The following is a 17,485-nucleotide window of genomic DNA, read 5'->3' as shown; positions in this document are numbered from 1 at the left end:
CACGCTTTACACCGTTGCCGTGATACCGGCGGGTAGATGGAGCTGGAGGCGATCCCCGGCGTCGGCGCCAAGACGGCCGCTTCGCTGCGCGAACTCGACGACCCGGTCGCGACCGTCGAGTCCGGCGACGTGGCCGCCATCGCCCGCGCGCCGGGCGTCAACGAGGCCCGCGCGGCCCGCATCGCCCGCGGAGCGATCCGGCGCCGCCACGGCGACGACGGTCGCGTGCTGGCCACCGACCGCGCCCGCGAGCTGTACCGGGAGGCGATCGACCTGCTGCGCGAGCGCACCGTCACCGACTACGCGGCGAAGCGGCTGGAGACGTTCTACCCGAGCGCGTCCGCCTCGCGGATCGCGGAGGCGCAGTCGTTCGCCGCCGCCGCGGCCGACCGCGACCCCGACCCGGCGGTCCGCGAGGCGCTCGCGGACTGCGCGCCCCTGTCGGACCCCCCGACCGTCCGCGTCCGCGACCGCTGCCTCGCGACGGCCGACGCCGAGACGCTCGCGCGCGCCGAGGCGGAGGTTCCCGAGCTCTCCGTCGAGACCGTCGAGGACGCGCGTGACGTCTCCGAGCTGGGCCGCTCGTACGCGTCCGTGATCGTCTTGGACGAGTCGTTCGCCGGGCTCGACGTGGAGGGCGACGTGAGCGTGCGGCCGGACGCGCTGGAGGCGCCGGCGGAGACGGTGCCCGAGCGGCTGCTCGCCTTCTTCGCCGAGAACCGCGACCGGCTGGAGGCGGCCGCGGCGGTCCACGAGGCGGCCGCGGCGGCCGGCGACCCCGTCTCGGGCGGCGGCCCTCCAGTCGCCCTCGACCGCCTGCGCGACGCGCTCTCGCGGCTCGACGACGACGGCACGATCGCCGGCGACGCGGAGCTGGACCGGCTCACCGCCGCCGTCGACGACCTCGACGCCGCGGTGTCGACGGCCGCCTCCGTCGCCGACGACCGGCTGCGCGAGGCGATCCGCGAGCGCGACGTCACCATCGAGGGGACCGACTTCCTCTCCCTCGTCGAGCAGGGCGCCCGCGTGGACTCCCTGCTGGACCGCGAGCTCGCCGACGAGTACGACGCGGCCGTCGACGCCGCCCGCGAACACCTCGCCGACGCGCTCCGACTGGAACCCGAGGAGGCGGAGCTCGCGGAGCGCGTCTTCGGCGGCGACCCATCCTTCCCGGTCGACCACGACGAGAGCGCCGTCTCGCGGCTCCGGACCGAGCTCTCCGCGGCCCGGGACCGCCGGGCGGCGAAGCTGAAGGCCGACCTCGCGAGCGACCTCGGGGACCTCCGCCAGCCGGTCGAGGAGCTGGTCCGCGACGCCCTGGAGCTCGACGTCGAGCTCGCCGTCGCGCGGTTCGCGCGCGACTTCGACTGTACGCTGCCCGAGGTGGTCGAGCCGGCGGGCGACGACGGCGGCGAGGCCCCGCCCGCCGGCTTCCGCATCGAGGGCGGTCGCTCCCCGCTCCTCGACGTCGACTTCCCCGATGTCGAGCCCGTCGACTACGGCGTGTCGGGCGCGACGCTGCTCTCCGGGGTGAACTCCGGCGGGAAGACCTCGACGCTCGATCTGGTCGCGCTGGTCGTCGTGCTCGCGCAGATGGGGATGCCCGTGCCGGCCGAGTCGGCGACCGTCGAGCGGTTCGAGGAGATCCACTACTACGCGAAGTCGCAGGGCACCCTCGACGCCGGCGCGTTCGAGGCGACGCTGCGGGACTTCGGCGATCTCGTCGACGGCGCCGACGGTCGGCTAGTCTTGGTGGACGAACTCGAATCCATCACCGAGCCGGGCGCCTCCGCGAAGATCATCGCGGGCATCTTGGAGGCGCTCGACGACCAGGACGCGACCGCCGTCTTCGTCTCGCACCTCGCCCGCGAGATCCGCGCCGCCGCCGACTTCGAAGTCGCGGTCGACGGCATCGAGGCCGCGGGGCTCGTCGACGGCGAACTCCGCGTGAACCGCTCGCCGAAGAAGGGGCACCTCGCGCGGTCGACGCCGGAGCTCATCGTCGAGAAGCTCGCGGACGACCGCGGCGGCGAGTTCTACGGCGACCTGTTGGAGAAGTTCTGAGCCGGGAGCGGGTCTTCCCCCGCCCCGAGAACTCAGTCGCCGCCGTCGAGCTCCGCCGTGACCGTGATCTCGACGTCGAGCGGCGCGGGGAGCCGAGACACCTCGACGCAGGTCCGCGCCGGGTACGGCTCCGAGAGGAACGACCGGTACGCCTCGTTCACCGCGTCGTAGTCGTCCATGTCGGTGAGGTAGACGGTCGCCGACACGATCGCGTCTGGGGTCGTCCCGGCCGCCTCCAGAATCGCGGCGACGTTTTCGAGCGTCTGCGTCGTCTGTTCGCCGACCGAGTCGGGCGCCTCCCCCGTGTCGGGGTCCACGCCCGTCTTCCCGGAGACGTGGACCATGTTGCCCGAGACGATCGCCTGCGAGTACGGGCCGAGCGCTTCCGGGACGTCGTCCGTCGTGATCTCTCGCATGACCGGGGCGACGGCGCGCCGCGGCATCAAGATGCGGGTCGCGGGGGTCGCCTCGGCCGCTCCGACACCGCCGCGAGGCGGTCGCCCCGACCCACGCCCCGTCCGGGCGTTCGTCGCCCCGCCGACATATTCATACAGGCTCGGTCGGAATCGAGCCGTATGCCAGCCGTGTCCCCGTTCGGCGTCCTCCTCTTCGCGGCGCAGGTCGGCGTCGGCGCTCAGGTGTCCCGCTTGCTCCCCGACCGTGACCGCGCCCGTCGCGCGGCCGTCGGGCTCGCCGTGGCGGTACTGGGTCTCTTGATCCTGTTCCGCTTCGGTTCCATCGCGGCGCTCACCGTCGACCTGATCGCGCTCCTCGTCGTTGCGAGAGCCGTCGGATCGCCCGGCCGTCGGCCGACGGCGGGGTAACGCGACGGTCTCGGCGCCGCGTCGTCCCGGTTACGATCGCACCCTCAGAGCCAGACGAGCCGCCACTCGCCGTCCGCGGTCGCGACGAGCCACTCCAGTTCGAACTCGTCGCCGTCGCCGTCGGTGACTGTCACCGAGACGACCGCGTTCTCCGCGGCGACGGTCTCGATCGTCTCGTCGTCCGCGGCCCCGGCGAAGAAGTCCGAGACGCTCCGGACGCGCTCGGCGTCCACGTCCTCGGCGACGACGGCGGCCTCGACGAGCCCCTGACGCCGCGCGCCGTCGAAGAGGCCCGGCACGTCCGCCGCCACCTCGCCCAGCGGCGACGCGGGGTGCGAGAGCTCCCGGACGTCGTCGGCGAACGCCGCCGCGCTCTCGGCCTCGCCCGCCCGCCGGTAGTACTCCCTGACGACTGTCACCGGTCCCTCCGGTTCGCCGGGCCACACGACGCCCCACTCGCCGTCGTCGGTCGCGACGAGCCACCGACGCTCGAACTCGCCCCCGTCGCCACCGACGACGGTCGCCGAGACGACCGCGTTCTCCGCGGCGATCGACTCCAGCTCCTCGTCGGTGAGCGAGGCCGACAGGAATCCGGATATCGAGCGGATCCGGTCGGCCGAGACGTTCTCCTCGACGACCGCGGCGTCGGCGAGTTCCTGTCTCACCGTGGTGTCGAACGCCATCGGCACGTCCTCGGCGAGCGTCGAGAGCGGGGAGACGGGGTGCGCGAGCGCCGGAACGTCCGCCGCGAACGCCTCTGCGTCTTCGCTCGCGCTCGCCCGCCGGTAGTACGCCTCGACCGCCGCCGCGGGACCGCCGGCGCCTTCGGCGGTGGAGGAGCGCCCGGCCGCGAGCGCGAGGACCGCTGCGCCGCCAACGGAGAGGAACGACCGTCGTTCCATGACCGTGTGTCAAGCGATGTCGAGCAAAAGTTCTTTTCCCAATTTCGCCCCGAAAGCCGCCACAGACGCCGCTCAGTCGTCGTCCGCGACCGCGGGCTTCCGACGGTTGCCGCGGGGGCCGTCGAGGTCCACGTCGGGCAGCATGTCGCGGAGGTAGCGCCCGGTGTGCGAGGCGTCTTCCCGAGCGATCTCCTCGGGGGTACCGCTCGCGACGAGTTCGCCGCCGCCGTCGCCGCCCTCGGGGCCGAGGTCGATCACGTGGTCGGCGTTCTTCACGAGGTCGAGCTCGTGTTCGATGACGACCACGGTGTTGCCGGCGTCGACGAGGCGGTGGAGCACGTCGATCAGCTTGCGCTCGTCCTCCTTGTGGAGCCCCGTCGTCGGCTCATCGAGCAGGTAGAGCGTGTCGCCGGTCGCGCGCTTGCCGAGCTCCTCGGCGAGCTTGACGCGCTGCGCCTCGCCGCCCGAGAGGGTGGTGGAGGGCTGGCCCAGCTCCATGTAGCCGAGCCCCACGTCCTTCAGCAGTTTCAGGCGGCGTTCGAGCCCGCGGTGGCTCTCGAAGAAGTCGTACGCCTCCGCGACGCTCATGTCGAGCACGTCGGCGATGGTCTTCCCCTTGTACTCCACGTCGAGCGTCTCGTCGTTGTAGCGGGCGCCGCCGCACTCCTCGCAGGGGACGTACACGTCCGAGAGGAAGTTCATCTCGATCTTGACGGTCCCCTGCCCGCCGCACTCCTCACAGCGGCCGCCTTTCACGTTGAACGAGAAGCGGCCCTTCTCGTAGCCGCGGCGCTTCGAGAGCTTCGTCTCCGCGAACAGCTCTCGGACGTGGTCGAACACGTCCGTGTACGTCGCGGGGTTCGACCGCGGCGTCCGCCCGATCGGCGACTGGTCGATGAGCCGCACCGTCTCGACCCCGTCGAGCCCCTCGATCGCGTCGTGTGCGCCGGGATCGACCGAGGTGTTGTCGTTCATCTCTCGCGCCAGCCCCTTGTAGAGGATGTCGTTGACGAGCGTCGACTTCCCCGAGCCGGAGACGCCGGTGACGGTCGTCAACGTGCCGAGCGGGATCGGCACGTCGAGGTCCTTCAGGTTGTGCTGGCGCGCGCCCGTCACCACGAGTTCGCCGTCTGGCTCGCGCCGCTCGTCGGGCACCGGGATCGACTTCCGGCCCGCGAGGTAGTCGGCGGTCACCGACTCGTCGGTCCCGACCACCTCGTCGAAGTCGCCCTGCGCGACGACCTCGCCGCCGCGCTTGCCGGGGCCGGGGCCCATGTCGATGATCTCGTCGGCGCGCCGCATCGTCTCCTCGTCGTGTTCGACGACGAGCAGCGTGTTGCCGAGGTCGCGGAGCCCTTCGAGCGTGTCGAGCAGACGGTCGTTGTCGCGCTGGTGGAGGCCGATGGAGGGCTCGTCGAGGACGTAGAGGACGCCCACCAGCCCGGAGCCGACCTGCGTCGCGAGCCGGATGCGCTGGCTCTCGCCGCCGGACAGCGTCGACGCCTCGCGGTCGAGCGTGAGGTACTCCAGCCCGACCTCCTCCATGAAGCCGAGCCGCGCGCGGATCTCCTTCAGAATCTCCTCGGCGATCGTCGTCTCGCGCTCGTTCAGCTCCGCCTCCATTCCCTCGAAGTGCTCGCGGGCGTCGGCGATCGACAGCTCGTTCACCTCGGTGATCGACGTGCCGGCGACGAGGACGTGCCGCGACTGCTCCTTCAGTCGGGTGCCCTCGCACTCGGGACAGGTGGTCACGGCCATGTACTCCTCGATGTGGTCGCGGGCGCGCTCGGAGTCGGTCTCGACGTGGCGGCGCTCCAAGTTGGGGATGACGCCCTCGAAGCGCTCCGTCTTCTCTCGCGTGCCGTTCTTCGTCGTCCACTCGAAGTGGACCATCCCGTCGGTGCCGTAGAGGAACTGCCGCCGGATCGACTCGTCGAGCTCCTCGAAGGGCGTGTCGAGGTCGACGCCGAAGTGCTCCGCGACGTTGTCGAGCTGGCGCGAGTAGTAGGTGCGGTCGTAGCTCCACGGCTCGAACACGTGCTTCAGCGGCTTCGAGGGGTCCTCGACGACGAGGTCCTCGTCGACCTCCTTCGTCGAGCCGATCCCCTCGCACTCCGGGCAGGCGCCGTACGGACTGTTGAAGGAGAACGAGCGCGTCTCGATCGCGGAGAACTGTACGTCGGAGTTGGGGTTGCCCAGCTCCTCGGAGAACTCGACGACGAGGCGGTCGTCGCCGTCGGCGTCGGCCGCGAGCGATCCCGTCGAGCGCGCGTTCGACGCGAAGGGAACGTCCTCGGGCGGGTCGGGGACGATCAGCTTGAGGACGCCGCCCGCCTCCTCGAGGGCGGTCTCGACCGAGTCGGTGATCCGCGAGCGCGCGTCCGGGGCCACTCGAACGCGGTCGACGATCACGTCGATCGTGTGGTCGTAGTTCTCGTTGAGGTCTGGGTCGTCGAGGGTGAGATCGACGGGCTCGCCGTCGATCTCGACGCGGCTGTACCCGTCGCTCACCAGCTCCTCGAATAAGTCCTCGAAGGCGCCCTTCTGGTCGCGGACGACCGGGGCGGCGATCTTCGCCCGCGTGCCCTCGGGCAGGTCGAGGATCTGCTTCACCATGTCCTGGGCGGACTGCTCGCCGACCTCCTCGCCCGTGACGGGGTCGTACTGGGTGCCGATCCGGGCGTACAGCAGCCGGAGGTAGTCGTGGAGTTCGGTGACGGTCCCCACCGTCGACCGTGGGTTGTTCGCCGCGTTCTTCTGGTCGATCGAGATCGCCGGCGAGAGCCCCTCGACGGACTCCACCTGCGGTTTGTCCATCTGTCCGAGGAAGTTGCGCGCGTACGCCGACAGCGACTCGATGTAGCGGCGCTGTCCCTCTGCGTAGACGGTGTCGAACGCGAGCGACGACTTCCCCGAGCCAGAGAGCCCGGTGACGACGGTGAACTCCTCCCGCGGGATCCGGACGTCGAGGTCCTTGAGGTTGTGTTCCTCGGCGCCGCGGACCTCGATGTAGTCCTTGCTCATTTCACTTCGTCCGTTGCGGGCGCGCGCGGGAATAGTCGTCGGTCGCGGGGACCGGCAGCGCCCGTTCTCGCCGTCGGCCGCGCCGAGCGCGGGGACTCACTCCCCGACGAACTCCGCGGGCGGAGAGAGGTCCCGCCGCCCCCCGAAGGTGACGAGGAAGAGGACGCCGACGCCGACGCCGTACGCCAACATCAACGGGATCGTCGCGAGGAACATCGTGATCACGTCGGCGGGGGTGAACACGGCCGCGACGAGCAGGATCCCGATCGTCACCTCGCGCCAGCGGGCGCGGAACACGCGGTACGGGACGCCGGCGTTGTTCAGCAGGACCATCGCGATGGGGATGTCCGCGAGGAAGCCGATCCCGATGGTCGTGTAGATGACGAGCCAGAGGAAGTCGCTCACCTGGTAGGTGATGACCATGTCCGCGAGGCGCGCGTCGGTGACGAGCCAGCCGATGATCCCGGGGGCGATGTACGCGTACCCGAGCGCGAAGCCGCCGATCATCCCGGCGCCGAGCGCGCCCGCCCACAGGTACACCTGATAGAGCCGCCCGGCGACGAAGCCGCGCTCGCGGAGCGCGGGCCACGCGTAGTAGAGGGCCACGGGGAACGCGGCGAAGATCCCGAGCATCACCGAGAACTTCACCATGAAGATGAGCGCCTCGACCGGGTGGAGCGTGATGATGTTGATCCCGCCCTCGACCTCCGCGGGCACGCGCCGTTCGAGGTCGCCCCGGACCGTTCCGAGCCCGCCGAGGTACAGCCACGTGAACGCGGCCGCCATCACGGCGCCGAACACCGCGACGATCCGGAACGACCGCGTGCGCAGCGAGTCGAAGATGAACTTGAGGTCCGTGTAGTAGCCGCCGATGTCGTCTTCGGCCTCCTCCTCGTTGCCGTCGGTGAGCTCCGCGAGGAACGTCGAACTCGCCCGCGAGGTCCGGTTCTGGACGTTCCCGACGAGCCCGTCCTCGCCGGCGTCGTCCGCGCCGCCGTCGCCGTCCGCGCCGCCGTCGCCGTCCGCGCCATTGTCGCCGTCGCTCCCCTCGTTCGCCTCGTCGAAGCGGTCGAGGATCGCCTGCGCCTTCTCCGGGTCGTCGTCGTCGATCGCGGATTGCGCGAGCGCGAGCGACTCCTCTTCGCCCATCTCGGCGAACGCGTCCGCGGGGGCCGCCCGCACGCCCGCGGCGTCGAGTTCGCCCACGTCGATGGCGGTCGGGTCGCCGTACCGGTAGCCCGCGCTCGCGGTGTCGAGGTCGGTGTACACCGCCCACAGCGTCGCGACGGCCGCGAACGCGATCGCCCACGCGGCCGCGTAGACGCCGAGCGCGGTCGTCGGGTCGACGCCGAGCCCGGCGCCCGGTTCGAGGAACCGCCGCGTGCTCCCCGCGAGCCGGAGCAGGTCGTTGACCGCGGTTCGACCGCCGTACTCGTAGAAGCCGTACACGAGCGCGCCACCGAGGACGGTCGCGCCCCCGACGACGTTCCAGTGGTTCCGCACGGCGCCGAGCACGTCGATCCGGTCGGAGCTCCGTTTCGCCGTGACGACGAGCTTCGCGAGGTAGAGGCTGAAGCCGTACAGCGCGACCAGCGGGAACGCCCACAGTAGCTGGGTGAACGGGTCCGGCGGCGAGAAGACGGCGCCGAACACGAAGATGGCGACGACCGCGTAGCGCCACTTGTCGCGGAACGTCTCGTACGGGACGATCTCGGCGTACGACAGCCCGGTGATGACCATCGGCATCTGTCCGGCGAGGCCGAACGAGAGGGAGAGGAAGACGATGAACTCAGTCCACATCACGATCCCGTAGGTGGGCTGGATGTCGGCCTCCAGCCCGAACTCCGCGAGAAAGCCGAACATCAGCGGGAAGAAGGCGAAGACGCCGTAGGCGACGCCGGCGGAGAACAGCCCCGCGGCGAGCAGTCCGAGGAGCGCGAGCTTCCAGCGGGCGATCGGCGACTGCGGCCACATACCGCGAGCGCGGAGTTCGTCGCGGGTGACGTAGATCAGCGGCGGGATCGCGGCGATCGCGCCCACGATCAGCCCGATCTTCGCCTGGAGGAGGATCACTTCGAACGGGGTCGTCGCGATGATGTCCGCCTCCTCGGCGACGGCGGCGCTCATGTTGGACTCGGTCACCTCCCGCAGCCGGTCCCAGATGTACGTTCGGAGCGCCCAGAACGTCGCGAGGAAGCCGATGAGGAAGACGACGAACACCTTCTGGAGATCCTTCTGGATCGACCGAAGGAACGCCTTCGCCGTCTCGCGGCCCTCCGCGATCGACTGCTGGGTGTCTTCGTCGAGGGCGCTCGCCATACGGAAGGCGACGGTCGTCGCCGTTATCAACCTTTTCGACCGCGGGCGCTCCGGCCGCCGAGCCGTCGCGGGGCCGTTGAGCAGTTACGAGCCCGCCGGGCCCGGCCAGGCCGCCGCTTCGGTCGCTCCGTCGCCGCCGCGAGACCCGGTTTCGCCCCCGCGCGACGCAGCCATCCGAAAAGGTTGATAACCGCCCGGTCGCGTAGGGCAACTGAATGGACGACTCGGACCGGCCGCGCGACGACGACTCGGCCGCCGCTGACGGGTCGACCGACGAGGACGAACCCGAGAGCGACGCCGCCGGAGAGGGCGGCGAGAGCGTCGAGTCCGTCGACGCCGCGTCCGAGAGCGTCGAGTCCGAGGTCGAAGCAGAGGTCGGACCCGAGGTGGACCCCGCCGCGGTCGACGCCGACTCGACCGCCTCCGCTGACGCCGACTCGGCCGCCTCCGCGGCCACCGGCTCCGCGGACGCCGCCGACCCGTCGACTGACGGCCTCCCGGCGACGGACGACGCCCAGAGCCTCGGCGACGGCGGCACGCCGGCGACGACCGCGGACGCACCGACCGCCGACGCCGCCACGGCCGTCGAGGACGAGCCGTTCGAGGGTATCGAAGGGCCGGAGACGGACGAGGAGATGCCGCTGGCCGCGCACATCGAGGAGATGATGCGCCGGCTCGCGGTCGTCTTCCTCATCGGCGGGCTGGCGACGCTCGTCGTCGTCACCGAGTCGACGGAGCTGATCAACTACTTCTGGAGCTACCACATCCCGGCGCCGCTGGAGAACCGCCCGCGGCTGTACGGCCCGCTCGAACTCCCGCTCACCCGCCTGAAGGTGGCCGGTCTCGCGGGCGTCGTGGTCGGGCTCCCGGCGTTCGTCTACGAGACGTACCGGTTCATGCGCCCGGGACTCTACGAGACGGAGCGCCGCTACTACCTCGCGGCGGTCCCGACGAGCCTAATCTTAGGCGGTGTCGGGATCGCGTTCGCGCACTTCCTCGTGTTGCCCGCGATCTTCTCGTATTTCACCACCTACACCTCCGACGCCGCGACGATCGCCTTCGGGCTCGCGGAGACGTTTAACCTGATCGTCATCATGCTCGCGTTCATGGCGATCGTCTTCCAGATCCCGCTTTTCATCATGCTCGCGATCATGATGAACCTCGTCACCCGGCAGTGGCTGGAGGCGAAGCGGCTGATCTTCTGGGGGTCGTTCCTCGGGATCGCGTTCCTGTTCAGCCCCGATCCGACCGGGATGGCGCCGATCATCGTGACGCTCACGATGATCGCCCTCTTCGAGGGGACGCTCGCGATACTGCGCTGGACCGGGAACTAGATCCGGTCGGTGCTGTTTCTACCACTGATTGCGGATCGACAGCAGACACCGTCAGCGCCTCAGACGCTCGGTCGTTCGTGAACTGCGGTTCTACGGCGACCGCCTCCCAATCCCCAGCCGCCCGGCTCTACGCAGACACCTGCTGATCGCCGACGACACCTCCGAAGCCCTAGCCGCGAGGACTCGCGCGCCCTGTTGCGCGGCTCACTCGGTCGCTGACGCTCCCTCGTTGCGGTGCTTACTGCGGCGTGCTTCGGCCTCGCGGCAGCGTGGCGCTACGCGCCACGGGCAGCCGGCGGCTTCGCCGCCGGCGACTGCCCCTTCGAGTCCCGCCCCGACCACACGGCGCCGCACCTCACACCGCCCCAGCCTCGCGGTTCACTCCGGGCTCCCTTCGGTCGCCCGTCGCTCACCGCGTCCCTCGCGCGTGCGACTCGCGCCCCGCGGGCGCTCGTCGGCACGCGCCGCCGCTCCGCCGACACGCGGCTCCGCTCCGCCGACACGCGGCTCCGCTCCGCCGACACGCATTAGTCCGCCGCGGCAGGATCGACTCGGTATGGTCCTCGGCCTCGTCGTTCCGGCAGCTATCTCGTTCGTGTTCGCCGCGGTCGCGGCGTACGTGGGCGCCCTCCGCGCGCTGGAGGTGTACTTCGACCCGAACCAAGACAGCGTCTTCCTCATGGACGACCGCGACCCGCCGAACCGCCGGTGAGGCCGCGGCAGTTCTGGTTCGGCCCCGCCAGCGGCGCCCTCACGCCTCGCCGAGCAGCTCGACGAGCAGCGCGTTCTGCGCGTGCATCCGGTTCTCCGCTTGGTCCCAGACCAAAGCCCGGTCGGATTCGAGCACGCCGTCCGTGATCTCCTCGCCGCGGTGCGCGGGCAGGCAGTGCATCACCTTCGCGCCGGTGTCCGCGAGCAGGTCGGCGTTCACCTGGAACCCGTCGAAGGCGGCGAGCTTCTCCTCGCGCTCGTCCTCCTGCCCCATCGAGATCCAGACATCGGTGTAAACGACGTCGGCGCCCTCGATAGCGGTCGCCGGATCAGTCGTCGGCGCCACGTCCGCGCCGAACTCGGCGGCGCGGTCGAACACGTCGGGGTCCATCCCGTAGTCGGCGGGCGTGGCGACCTCCACGTCGACGCCGGCCATCGCCGCGCCGACGACGAACGACTGCCCGACGTTGTTGCCGTCGCCGACCCACGCGACCGTGGCGTCCTCGCCGACCGTCTCCCGGATCGTGAGGAGGTCGGCGAGCGTCTGACAGGGGTGCGCCTCGTCGGTGAGCCCGTTGATCACGGGACAGTCGGCGTACTCGGCGAGGGTCTCCACGTCCTCGTGGTCGAACAGCCGGGCCATCACGCCGTCGACGTACCGGCCGAGGACCCGCGCCGTGTCCTTCAGCGGCTCGCCGTGGCCGAGCTGGATGTCGTCGGGGCCGAGGAACATCGCGTGGCCGCCGAGTCGAGTCATGCCCGTCTCGAAGGAGACCCGGGTGCGCGTCGAGGGTTTCTCGAAGATCATCCCCAGCGTCGCGTCCCCGAGTCGAGGGTCGGTCTCGCCCGCCTTCATCGCGGCGGCGCGGTCGAGCAGGGCGTCCAGTTCGGCGGGCGTCACGTCGTCGATGTCGAGGAAGTCGTCGGTTGCGAGGGGCATCGTTGGTGTGGTGTCGGGTGGTGGTGTCGTTCGAAAACAGTCGGTTTCGGGGAGGTGCGTCGGGTTACAGTCGCTCGCGGCAGACCTCGGTCAGCACGCGCACGGCGCGGTCGAGGTCGGGTAGCGGGAGCCGCTCGTCGGGCGCGTGGTCGAGGTCGGAGTTCCCGGGCCCGTAGGTGACCATCGGGCAGTCCCACGCGGCCGCGAAGAGGTTCATGTCGCTCGTGCCGGTCTTCCGGAGCAGGCGCACGTCGCCGCCCGCGGACCGGATCGCGACGCGGAACGCCCGCGCGAGGTCGGTCCGCGGACTCTCCATCACGGGCGGCATCGGCTCGCCCCAGCGGACGGTGCCGGTCGACAGCTCCGCCTCCGCGAGCTCGTGGATCTCGTCGACCGGCCGCGACGGCGGGATCCGCAGCTGGACGTCCACTGTCGCCTCCACGGCGAGGCCGTCGTCGCTCAGGCCGCCGTCGACCGAGATGGGCTTGGTCGTCACCTGGTCGAACACGGCGGTCTCCGCGTCGTCCGGCGTGAACGCCTCCTCGACGCCGTGCCACCAGTCGATCGCGTGCTGGATCGCGTTCGGCTCCGGCCGCGAGGAGTGGCCCGACTCGCTGGTGTTCACGTACGTCCCCTCGAGCAGGCCGCGGTAGCCGAGCGTGATCCCCTGCCAGCCCGACGGCTCGCCGTTGACCACCGCCTCCGGCGCGTCGCGGTCGCCGATGAGGTGGCGCGCGCCGCCGGAGTCGACCTCCTCGCGGACGACGCCCGCGAAGGAGACGCCGGTCTTCACCGCGGCGACCGCCATCGAGACGAGCGGTCCGGTCGCGTCGACTGACCCGCGACCCCACAACACGGGGTCGCCGGGGTCGCCGACGCGGACGTCGGAGGGCTCCGGCAGCTCGCCCTCGGACGGCGCGGGCCGCACCTCGACAGGGATGTCGCCGGGGACGGTGTCGACGTGCGAGGTGAGGAGCACGGCGTCGTTCGCCGGGGCGCGGACGTTGCCGACCTCGTCGATCCACGCCTCCCGGCCGTTCGCCTCGAAGAAGTCGACGAGGCGCTCGGCCGCCCGCTCCTCGTTGCGCGACGGCGAGGGGATCGAGACCATGTCGTACAGCAGCTTCCGGGCCGGCGTGTCGCAGGCCGCGGGGTAGCCGCCGCCGGCGACGACGTCGGTGCCGCCGGCCGCGGCGTCGTCGGCCGCCTCGCCGCCCTCCCGATCCTGTTCCTTGCCGGCCGCCATCAGCCGACCACCTCGGCTATCGCGTCGACGACGGCGTCGGCGTGCTCGCGCTCGATCGTCAGCGGCGGCAGCAGGCGCAGCACGGTCCGCCCCGCCGGCAGCGCGAGGATCTGGTGGTCGATGGCGAGGTCGCGCAGCAGGCGGTTCGACCCGCGGCGCACCTCGATCCCGACCATCAGCCCGTCGCCGCGCACGTCGCGCACGTCGTCGCCGAGGCGGTCGCGGAGCTCGCTGCGGAGGTAGTTCCCGACCGCCTCGGCGTGGGCCGGGAGGTCCTCGCGCTCGATCACGTCGAGGGTGGCGCCCGCCGCGGCCGACACCACGGGCCCGCCGGAGAACGTCGAGCCGTGATCGCCCGAGTCCTCGGCGATCCAGTCGCGACACAGCGTCGCGCCGATCGGGAGCCCGCTGCCGAGCCCCTTCGCGGTCGTGAGGATGTCCGGTACCACGTCGTGGCGGTCGGCGGCCCACATGTCTCCGGTGCGCCCGAGCCCGGTCTGGATCTCGTCGAGGATCATCGCCGCGCCGGAGGTGGCGGTCGCGACGCGGACAGCCTGAAGGTACTCGGTCGGGACGGGGTTGATCCCGCCCTCGCCCTGGAGCGGCTCCAAGATGACCGCGGCGGTGTCCTCGTCGACCGCCTCGCGCATCGCCTCGGCGTCGCCGTACTCGACGAACTCGACGCCGCCCGCGAGCGGGCCGAACCCGTCCTTGTACTTGTCCTTCCACGTCGTCGCGAGGGTCCCCATCGTCCGGCCGTGGAACCCCTGCGTGGTCGCGATTATCTTCTCGCGGCCCGTCGCGTGCCGGGCGAACTTCAGCGCGGCCTCGTTCGCCTCCGTCCCGGAGTTACAGAGCCAGACGTTGTCGACGTCGACGGGCGCGACCTCGGCCAACCGCTCGTACAGCGCCGTCCGCGCCGCGTGCGGGTACGACGCCTGGACGTACAGCAGCTCCTCCAGTTGGCTCGTCGCGGCGTCGACGACCTCCGGGTGGCAGTGGCCGACCGGCGTACAGGCGTAGCTGGCCCCGAAGTCGAGGTACTCCGTGCCGTTCGTGTCGGTGAGGTGTACCCCATCTCCCGAGGCGATCCCGATCGGCTTCTCCGAGAAGACGAAGCCGCTCACGCGGTCTCACCTCCGTCGGGCTCGGCGGGTCCGCTGTCGCCGTCCGCCTCTCCGGTTTGGCCGTCCGCCGCCTCGTCGTCTCCCCCCGCTGTTCCGTCGCCGCCGAGCGCCGCCCGCTCGATTGTCGTCCCCTCGCCGCCGAGCGCGGCGACGACCGGGTCGCGGACGTTGGCGTCCGCGATCACGACGCGGCCCGCTCCGCCTTCGAGCGCCTCCCTCGCGGCCATCACCTTCTTGCCCATGAACCCCTCGGCCGCGTCCTCGACGGCCGCCAACTCGTCGGGCGTCGCGGCCGCGTCGATGCGCGTCTCGGGGTCGTCCGGGTCGGCGTACACGCCCGCCACGTCGGTCAGGAGGACGAGGTCGGCGTCGAGCGCGCCCGCGACCGCCGCGGCCGCGCGGTCGGCGTCGGCGTTGACCGCCGTCACCTCGCCGTCGCCCTCGTCGCCCGCCATCGGCGGCGAGACGACCGGCGTGTAGCCGCCGTCGAGGAGGCCGGCGAGGAGGTCGGCGTTCACCGACTCGATCCGCCCGGAGTGGTCGCCGCGCCGGATCTTCCGCTTCCCGTCCTCGACGACGCGGACCGCGGACTTACGCGGCCCGGCGAGGAGGCCGCCGTCGACCCCGGAGAGGCCGACCGCGTCGACTCCGGCCGAGCGGAACTGTGCCGTCAGTTCGGTGTTGAGCTTGCCGGCCATCGCCATCGCGAACGCCTCCATCGTCTCCGCGTCGGTGAACCGCCCGGTGACGCCCGAGGCGGACTCGACGTAGTCGGGCTCGATGCCGAGCCGTTCGAGCGTCTCGTCGACGACCGTCGAGCCGCCGTGGACGACGACGACGGGGCGCCCGTTGGCCGCGAGGTGCGCGACGTCGCCGACCGCGCCGGCCGGGTCGACCGCCTTCGCGCCGCCGACCTTGACGACGACGGGCGGCTCGGCCGCCGGTTCGGAACCACTCCCCGTCACGGCGCACCCACCGGGTGGAGCCCGTCGAACTCGAGGCCCGCCGTCTCGGGCAGTCCGAGGGCGACGTTCGCCGCGTGGACCGCCTGCCCGGCGGAGCCTTTCATCATGTTGTCGATCGCCGAGAAGACGACCACACGGCGGTTGCCGGGGTCGAGCTCGAAGCCGACCTCGCCGTGGTTCGTCCCGGCGACCGCCTTCGGCTCGGGGTAGCGGTAGACGCCGCCCCCGCCCGAGACGATCCGCTCGAACGGTTCGTCCGCGTAGGCGTCGCGGTACGCGCCCCAGAGGTCCCCCTTCGAGACCGGCTCGTCGGGGAAGACGTGACACGTCGCGCTCGCGCCGCGGACCATGTCGACCGCGTGGACCGTGAAGGAGACGGAGAGTCCGATGTACGCCTCTATCTCCGCCTCGTGGCGGTGGCCGGTCGGGGCGTACGGGCGCACGACGCCCGAGCGCTCCGGGTGCGAGGAGGCCGCGCCGCCGCCCGCGCCGCCCTCCGAAGAGCCGACCTTCACGTCGACGACGACCTCGCCGCTCTCGGGACCGAGCGCGCCGGCGTCGACGAGGGGCTTCAGCCCGAGGATCGTCGCGGTCGCGTTACAGCCCCCGCCGGCGATCAGGTCGGCGCCGGGGAGGTTCCCGCGGTTGATCTCCGGGAGCGCGTACTCCGCGCGCTCCAAGTACTCCGGCGACTCGTGCCCGTCGTACCACTCGTCGTAGGCGTCGGCCTCGGGGAGCCGGAAGTCCGCCGAGAGGTCGACCACGGTGTCGGCGGCCTCGGTGAACTCGTCGATGCGTTCCATCGAGACGCCGTGCGGCGTCGCCGCGAACAGCACGTCGACCGATTCGAGGTCTTCGGGGTCCGAGAAGCGAAGGTCGAGCCCGCGCAGGTTCGGGTGCGAGCGCCCGACGGTCATGTTGTCGGCCGACCGCGAAGTCGCCTGGACGACCTCGAAGTTCGGATGGCCGGCGAGGAGCTGCAGCAGCTCGCCGCCGGTGAACCCGGTGCCGCCGACGACGCTGGCGGTGTAGGCGTCGGCGGCCGCGCCGCTGTCCTCGGCGTCTACGGTCACGCGTCGGCCCCCGCGACGGCTCCGTCGGCCAGCTCGGTCGCCTTCGCCTCCAGCCAGTCGACGACCCGCGACGGGACGTCGACGTCGGTGGCCGCGTCGAGCGCCTTGAACTCGACGGTGTGGTTCACCTCGTGGACGGTATAGTCGTCGGCCGCGCCGTCGCCGTCTGCGCCGACGCCGGTCTCGGCGGTGTCCGATTCCGCCTCGACTCCCACCTCCATCAGGTCGACGCCGAGCATACCGCCGCCGACGGCCTCCGAGGCCTTCTCGACGAGTTCGGTCGCGTGTTCGTCGAGCTCGAACGGCTCCGTCTCGCCGCCCTTCGCGGCGTTCGTGAGCCAGTGGTCCGAGGAGCGCGTCATCGCCGCGACCGGCTCGCCGTCGACCGCCAGCACGCGGATATCGCGGCCGGGCTTGTCGACGAACTCCTGGACGTAGAACACCTTGTGCTCGTAGTGGCCGAGCGTCTCCTTGTGTTCCAAGATTGCTTCGGCGGCGTTCCGCGAGTCGATCTTCGCCATCAGCCGCCCCCACGAGCCGGTCACGGGCTTGAGGACGCACGGGTAGCCGAACGACTCGATCGCCTCTAGGGCGGCCTCCGTCGTGAACGCGACCTCCGTCGCCGGGGTCGGCACGTCCGCCTCGGCGAGCGCGAGCGAGTTCTTCGCCTTGTCGGCGCAGACGTCGCCCGTCTCCGGGCCGTTCACCACGGGGACGCCGTAGCTGTCGAGGAACCGCGTCGCGTACAGCGACCGGCTCGTCGACAGGCAGCGGTCGACCACGAGGTCGAGGTCGTCGACGGCGGCCGTCGTCGAGTCCAGGCCGAACCGCTCCTTGCGCACGTCGATCTTCGCCACGTCGTGGCCCCGCTCGCGGAGCTCGCCGAGCAGGAGCTTCTCGTCTTTCCGGATCCGCGAGTAGAGGACGCCTACGCGCACGTCGATTCCCCTCCGTTC

Annotated in this window: 14 protein-coding genes; 4 read left to right on the top strand and 10 right to left on the bottom strand. The window is 71.3% G+C overall.

Annotated features, from left to right (window positions below; all coding sequences use genetic code 11):
* The first annotated feature begins 36 nt into the window (after positions 1–36).
* Entirely contained in the window at positions 37–2,064 is a 2,028-nt protein-coding gene (locus EO776_RS15155; RefSeq protein ID WP_094519687.1) for a MutS-related protein, read from the top strand.
* A gap of 32 nt (positions 2,065–2,096) precedes the next feature.
* On the opposite strand, the gene EO776_RS15150 is transcribed toward EO776_RS15155, so the two are convergent.
* Complete coding sequence (locus EO776_RS15150) at positions 2,097–2,480, bottom strand: RidA family protein (RefSeq protein ID WP_089308492.1); 384 nt, start codon at positions 2,478–2,480, stop codon at positions 2,097–2,099.
* A 159-nt stretch (positions 2,481–2,639) separates the two neighbouring features.
* Between EO776_RS15150 and EO776_RS15145 the strand changes: the two genes are divergently transcribed.
* Positions 2,640–2,888 (top strand): hypothetical protein, encoded by a 249-nt coding sequence (locus EO776_RS15145; RefSeq protein WP_049932095.1) that lies wholly within the window; start codon positions 2,640–2,642, stop codon positions 2,886–2,888.
* 44 nt (positions 2,889–2,932) lie between these two features.
* Here EO776_RS15145 and EO776_RS15140 read toward each other — a convergent pair whose 3' ends face one another.
* From EO776_RS15140 to tatC (EO776_RS15130), 3 genes are all read right to left on the bottom strand, one after another.
* A complete protein-coding gene (locus tag EO776_RS15140) occupies positions 2,933–3,790 on the bottom strand; it encodes a hypothetical protein (protein ID WP_049932097.1) in 858 nt (285 codons plus the stop codon).
* 72 nt (positions 3,791–3,862) lie between these two features.
* Complete coding sequence (uvrA, locus tag EO776_RS15135; RefSeq protein ID WP_094579752.1) at positions 3,863–6,814, bottom strand: excinuclease ABC subunit UvrA; 2,952 nt, start codon at positions 6,812–6,814, stop codon at positions 3,863–3,865.
* 96 nt (positions 6,815–6,910) lie between these two features.
* Positions 6,911–9,133, bottom strand: coding sequence for a twin-arginine translocase subunit TatC (gene tatC, locus EO776_RS15130; RefSeq protein ID WP_094519689.1), 2,223 nt, complete (start codon positions 9,131–9,133; stop codon positions 6,911–6,913).
* A 215-nt stretch (positions 9,134–9,348) separates the two neighbouring features.
* Between tatC (EO776_RS15130) and tatC (EO776_RS15125) the strand changes: the two genes are divergently transcribed.
* Together tatC (EO776_RS15125) and EO776_RS19105 are read left to right on the top strand one after the other, a co-directional pair.
* Positions 9,349–10,467, top strand: a complete 1,119-nt coding sequence (tatC, locus tag EO776_RS15125) for a twin-arginine translocase subunit TatC (RefSeq protein WP_089308488.1) — start codon at positions 9,349–9,351, stop codon at positions 10,465–10,467.
* 556 nt (positions 10,468–11,023) lie between these two features.
* The gene (locus EO776_RS19105; protein WP_176450650.1) at positions 11,024–11,179 is read left to right on the top strand and encodes a hypothetical protein; all 156 of its coding nucleotides are present in this window, start codon (positions 11,024–11,026) and stop codon (positions 11,177–11,179) included.
* A gap of 39 nt (positions 11,180–11,218) precedes the next feature.
* Here the strand turns inward: EO776_RS19105 and argF are convergent, their stop codons facing one another.
* The 6 genes from argF to lysX form a co-directional block, all read right to left on the bottom strand.
* Positions 11,219–12,118, bottom strand: a complete 900-nt coding sequence (gene argF / locus EO776_RS15120; RefSeq protein WP_094579751.1) for an ornithine carbamoyltransferase — start codon at positions 12,116–12,118, stop codon at positions 11,219–11,221.
* Positions 12,119–12,182: 64 nt separating this feature from the next.
* Entirely contained in the window at positions 12,183–13,364 is a 1,182-nt protein-coding gene (locus EO776_RS15115; protein ID WP_086216042.1) for a [LysW]-lysine hydrolase, read from the bottom strand.
* A complete protein-coding gene (locus EO776_RS15110) occupies positions 13,364–14,491 on the bottom strand; it encodes an aspartate aminotransferase family protein (RefSeq protein WP_049932109.1) in 1,128 nt (375 codons plus the stop codon). The genes EO776_RS15115 and EO776_RS15110 overlap by 1 nt, the downstream gene beginning before the upstream one ends.
* Positions 14,488–15,456, bottom strand: a complete 969-nt coding sequence (locus EO776_RS15105; RefSeq protein ID WP_099289010.1) for an acetylglutamate/acetylaminoadipate kinase — start codon at positions 15,454–15,456, stop codon at positions 14,488–14,490. Before EO776_RS15105 ends, EO776_RS15110 begins: the two co-directional genes overlap by 4 nt.
* Positions 15,453–16,529 (bottom strand): N-acetyl-gamma-glutamyl-phosphate reductase, encoded by a 1,077-nt coding sequence (argC, locus tag EO776_RS15100; protein ID WP_100050318.1) that lies wholly within the window; start codon positions 16,527–16,529, stop codon positions 15,453–15,455. Before argC ends, EO776_RS15105 begins: the two co-directional genes overlap by 4 nt.
* Entirely contained in the window at positions 16,526–17,467 is a 942-nt protein-coding gene (gene lysX, locus EO776_RS15095) for a lysine biosynthesis protein LysX (protein ID WP_099289011.1), read from the bottom strand. The genes argC and lysX overlap by 4 nt, the downstream gene beginning before the upstream one ends.
* Positions 17,468–17,485: the final 18 nt, after the last annotated feature.

Source organism: Halorubrum ezzemoulense (genome assembly GCF_004126515.1).
Classification (GTDB): Archaea; Halobacteriota; Halobacteria; order Halobacteriales; family Haloferacaceae; genus Halorubrum; species Halorubrum ezzemoulense.
This window is presented reverse-complemented; position numbering and strand designations above follow the sequence as displayed.

What these genes read in the sequence shown, in the direction of transcription:
- uvrA (WP_094579752.1), bottom strand. Translation starts at nt 6,814, where the DNA reads ATGAGCAAGGACTACATCGAGGTCCGCGGCGCCGAGGAACACAACCTC.
- tatC (WP_094519689.1), bottom strand. Translation starts at nt 9,133, where the DNA reads ATGGCGAGCGCCCTCGACGAAGACACCCAGCAGTCGATCGCGGAGGGC.
- tatC (WP_089308488.1), top strand. Translation starts at nt 9,349, where the DNA reads ATGGACGACTCGGACCGGCCGCGCGACGACGACTCGGCCGCCGCTGAC.
- EO776_RS15115 (WP_086216042.1), bottom strand. Translation starts at nt 13,364, where the DNA reads ATGGCGGCCGGCAAGGAACAGGATCGGGAGGGCGGCGAGGCGGCCGAC.
- EO776_RS15145 (WP_049932095.1), top strand. Translation starts at nt 2,640, where the DNA reads ATGCCAGCCGTGTCCCCGTTCGGCGTCCTCCTCTTCGCGGCGCAGGTC.
- argF (WP_094579751.1), bottom strand. Translation starts at nt 12,118, where the DNA reads ATGCCCCTCGCAACCGACGACTTCCTCGACATCGACGACGTGACGCCC.
- EO776_RS15140 (WP_049932097.1), bottom strand. Translation starts at nt 3,790, where the DNA reads ATGGAACGACGGTCGTTCCTCTCCGTTGGCGGCGCAGCGGTCCTCGCG.
- EO776_RS15150 (WP_089308492.1), bottom strand. Translation starts at nt 2,480, where the DNA reads ATGCGAGAGATCACGACGGACGACGTCCCGGAAGCGCTCGGCCCGTAC.
- EO776_RS15155 (WP_094519687.1), top strand. Translation starts at nt 37, where the DNA reads ATGGAGCTGGAGGCGATCCCCGGCGTCGGCGCCAAGACGGCCGCTTCG.
- EO776_RS19105 (WP_176450650.1), top strand. Translation starts at nt 11,024, where the DNA reads ATGGTCCTCGGCCTCGTCGTTCCGGCAGCTATCTCGTTCGTGTTCGCC.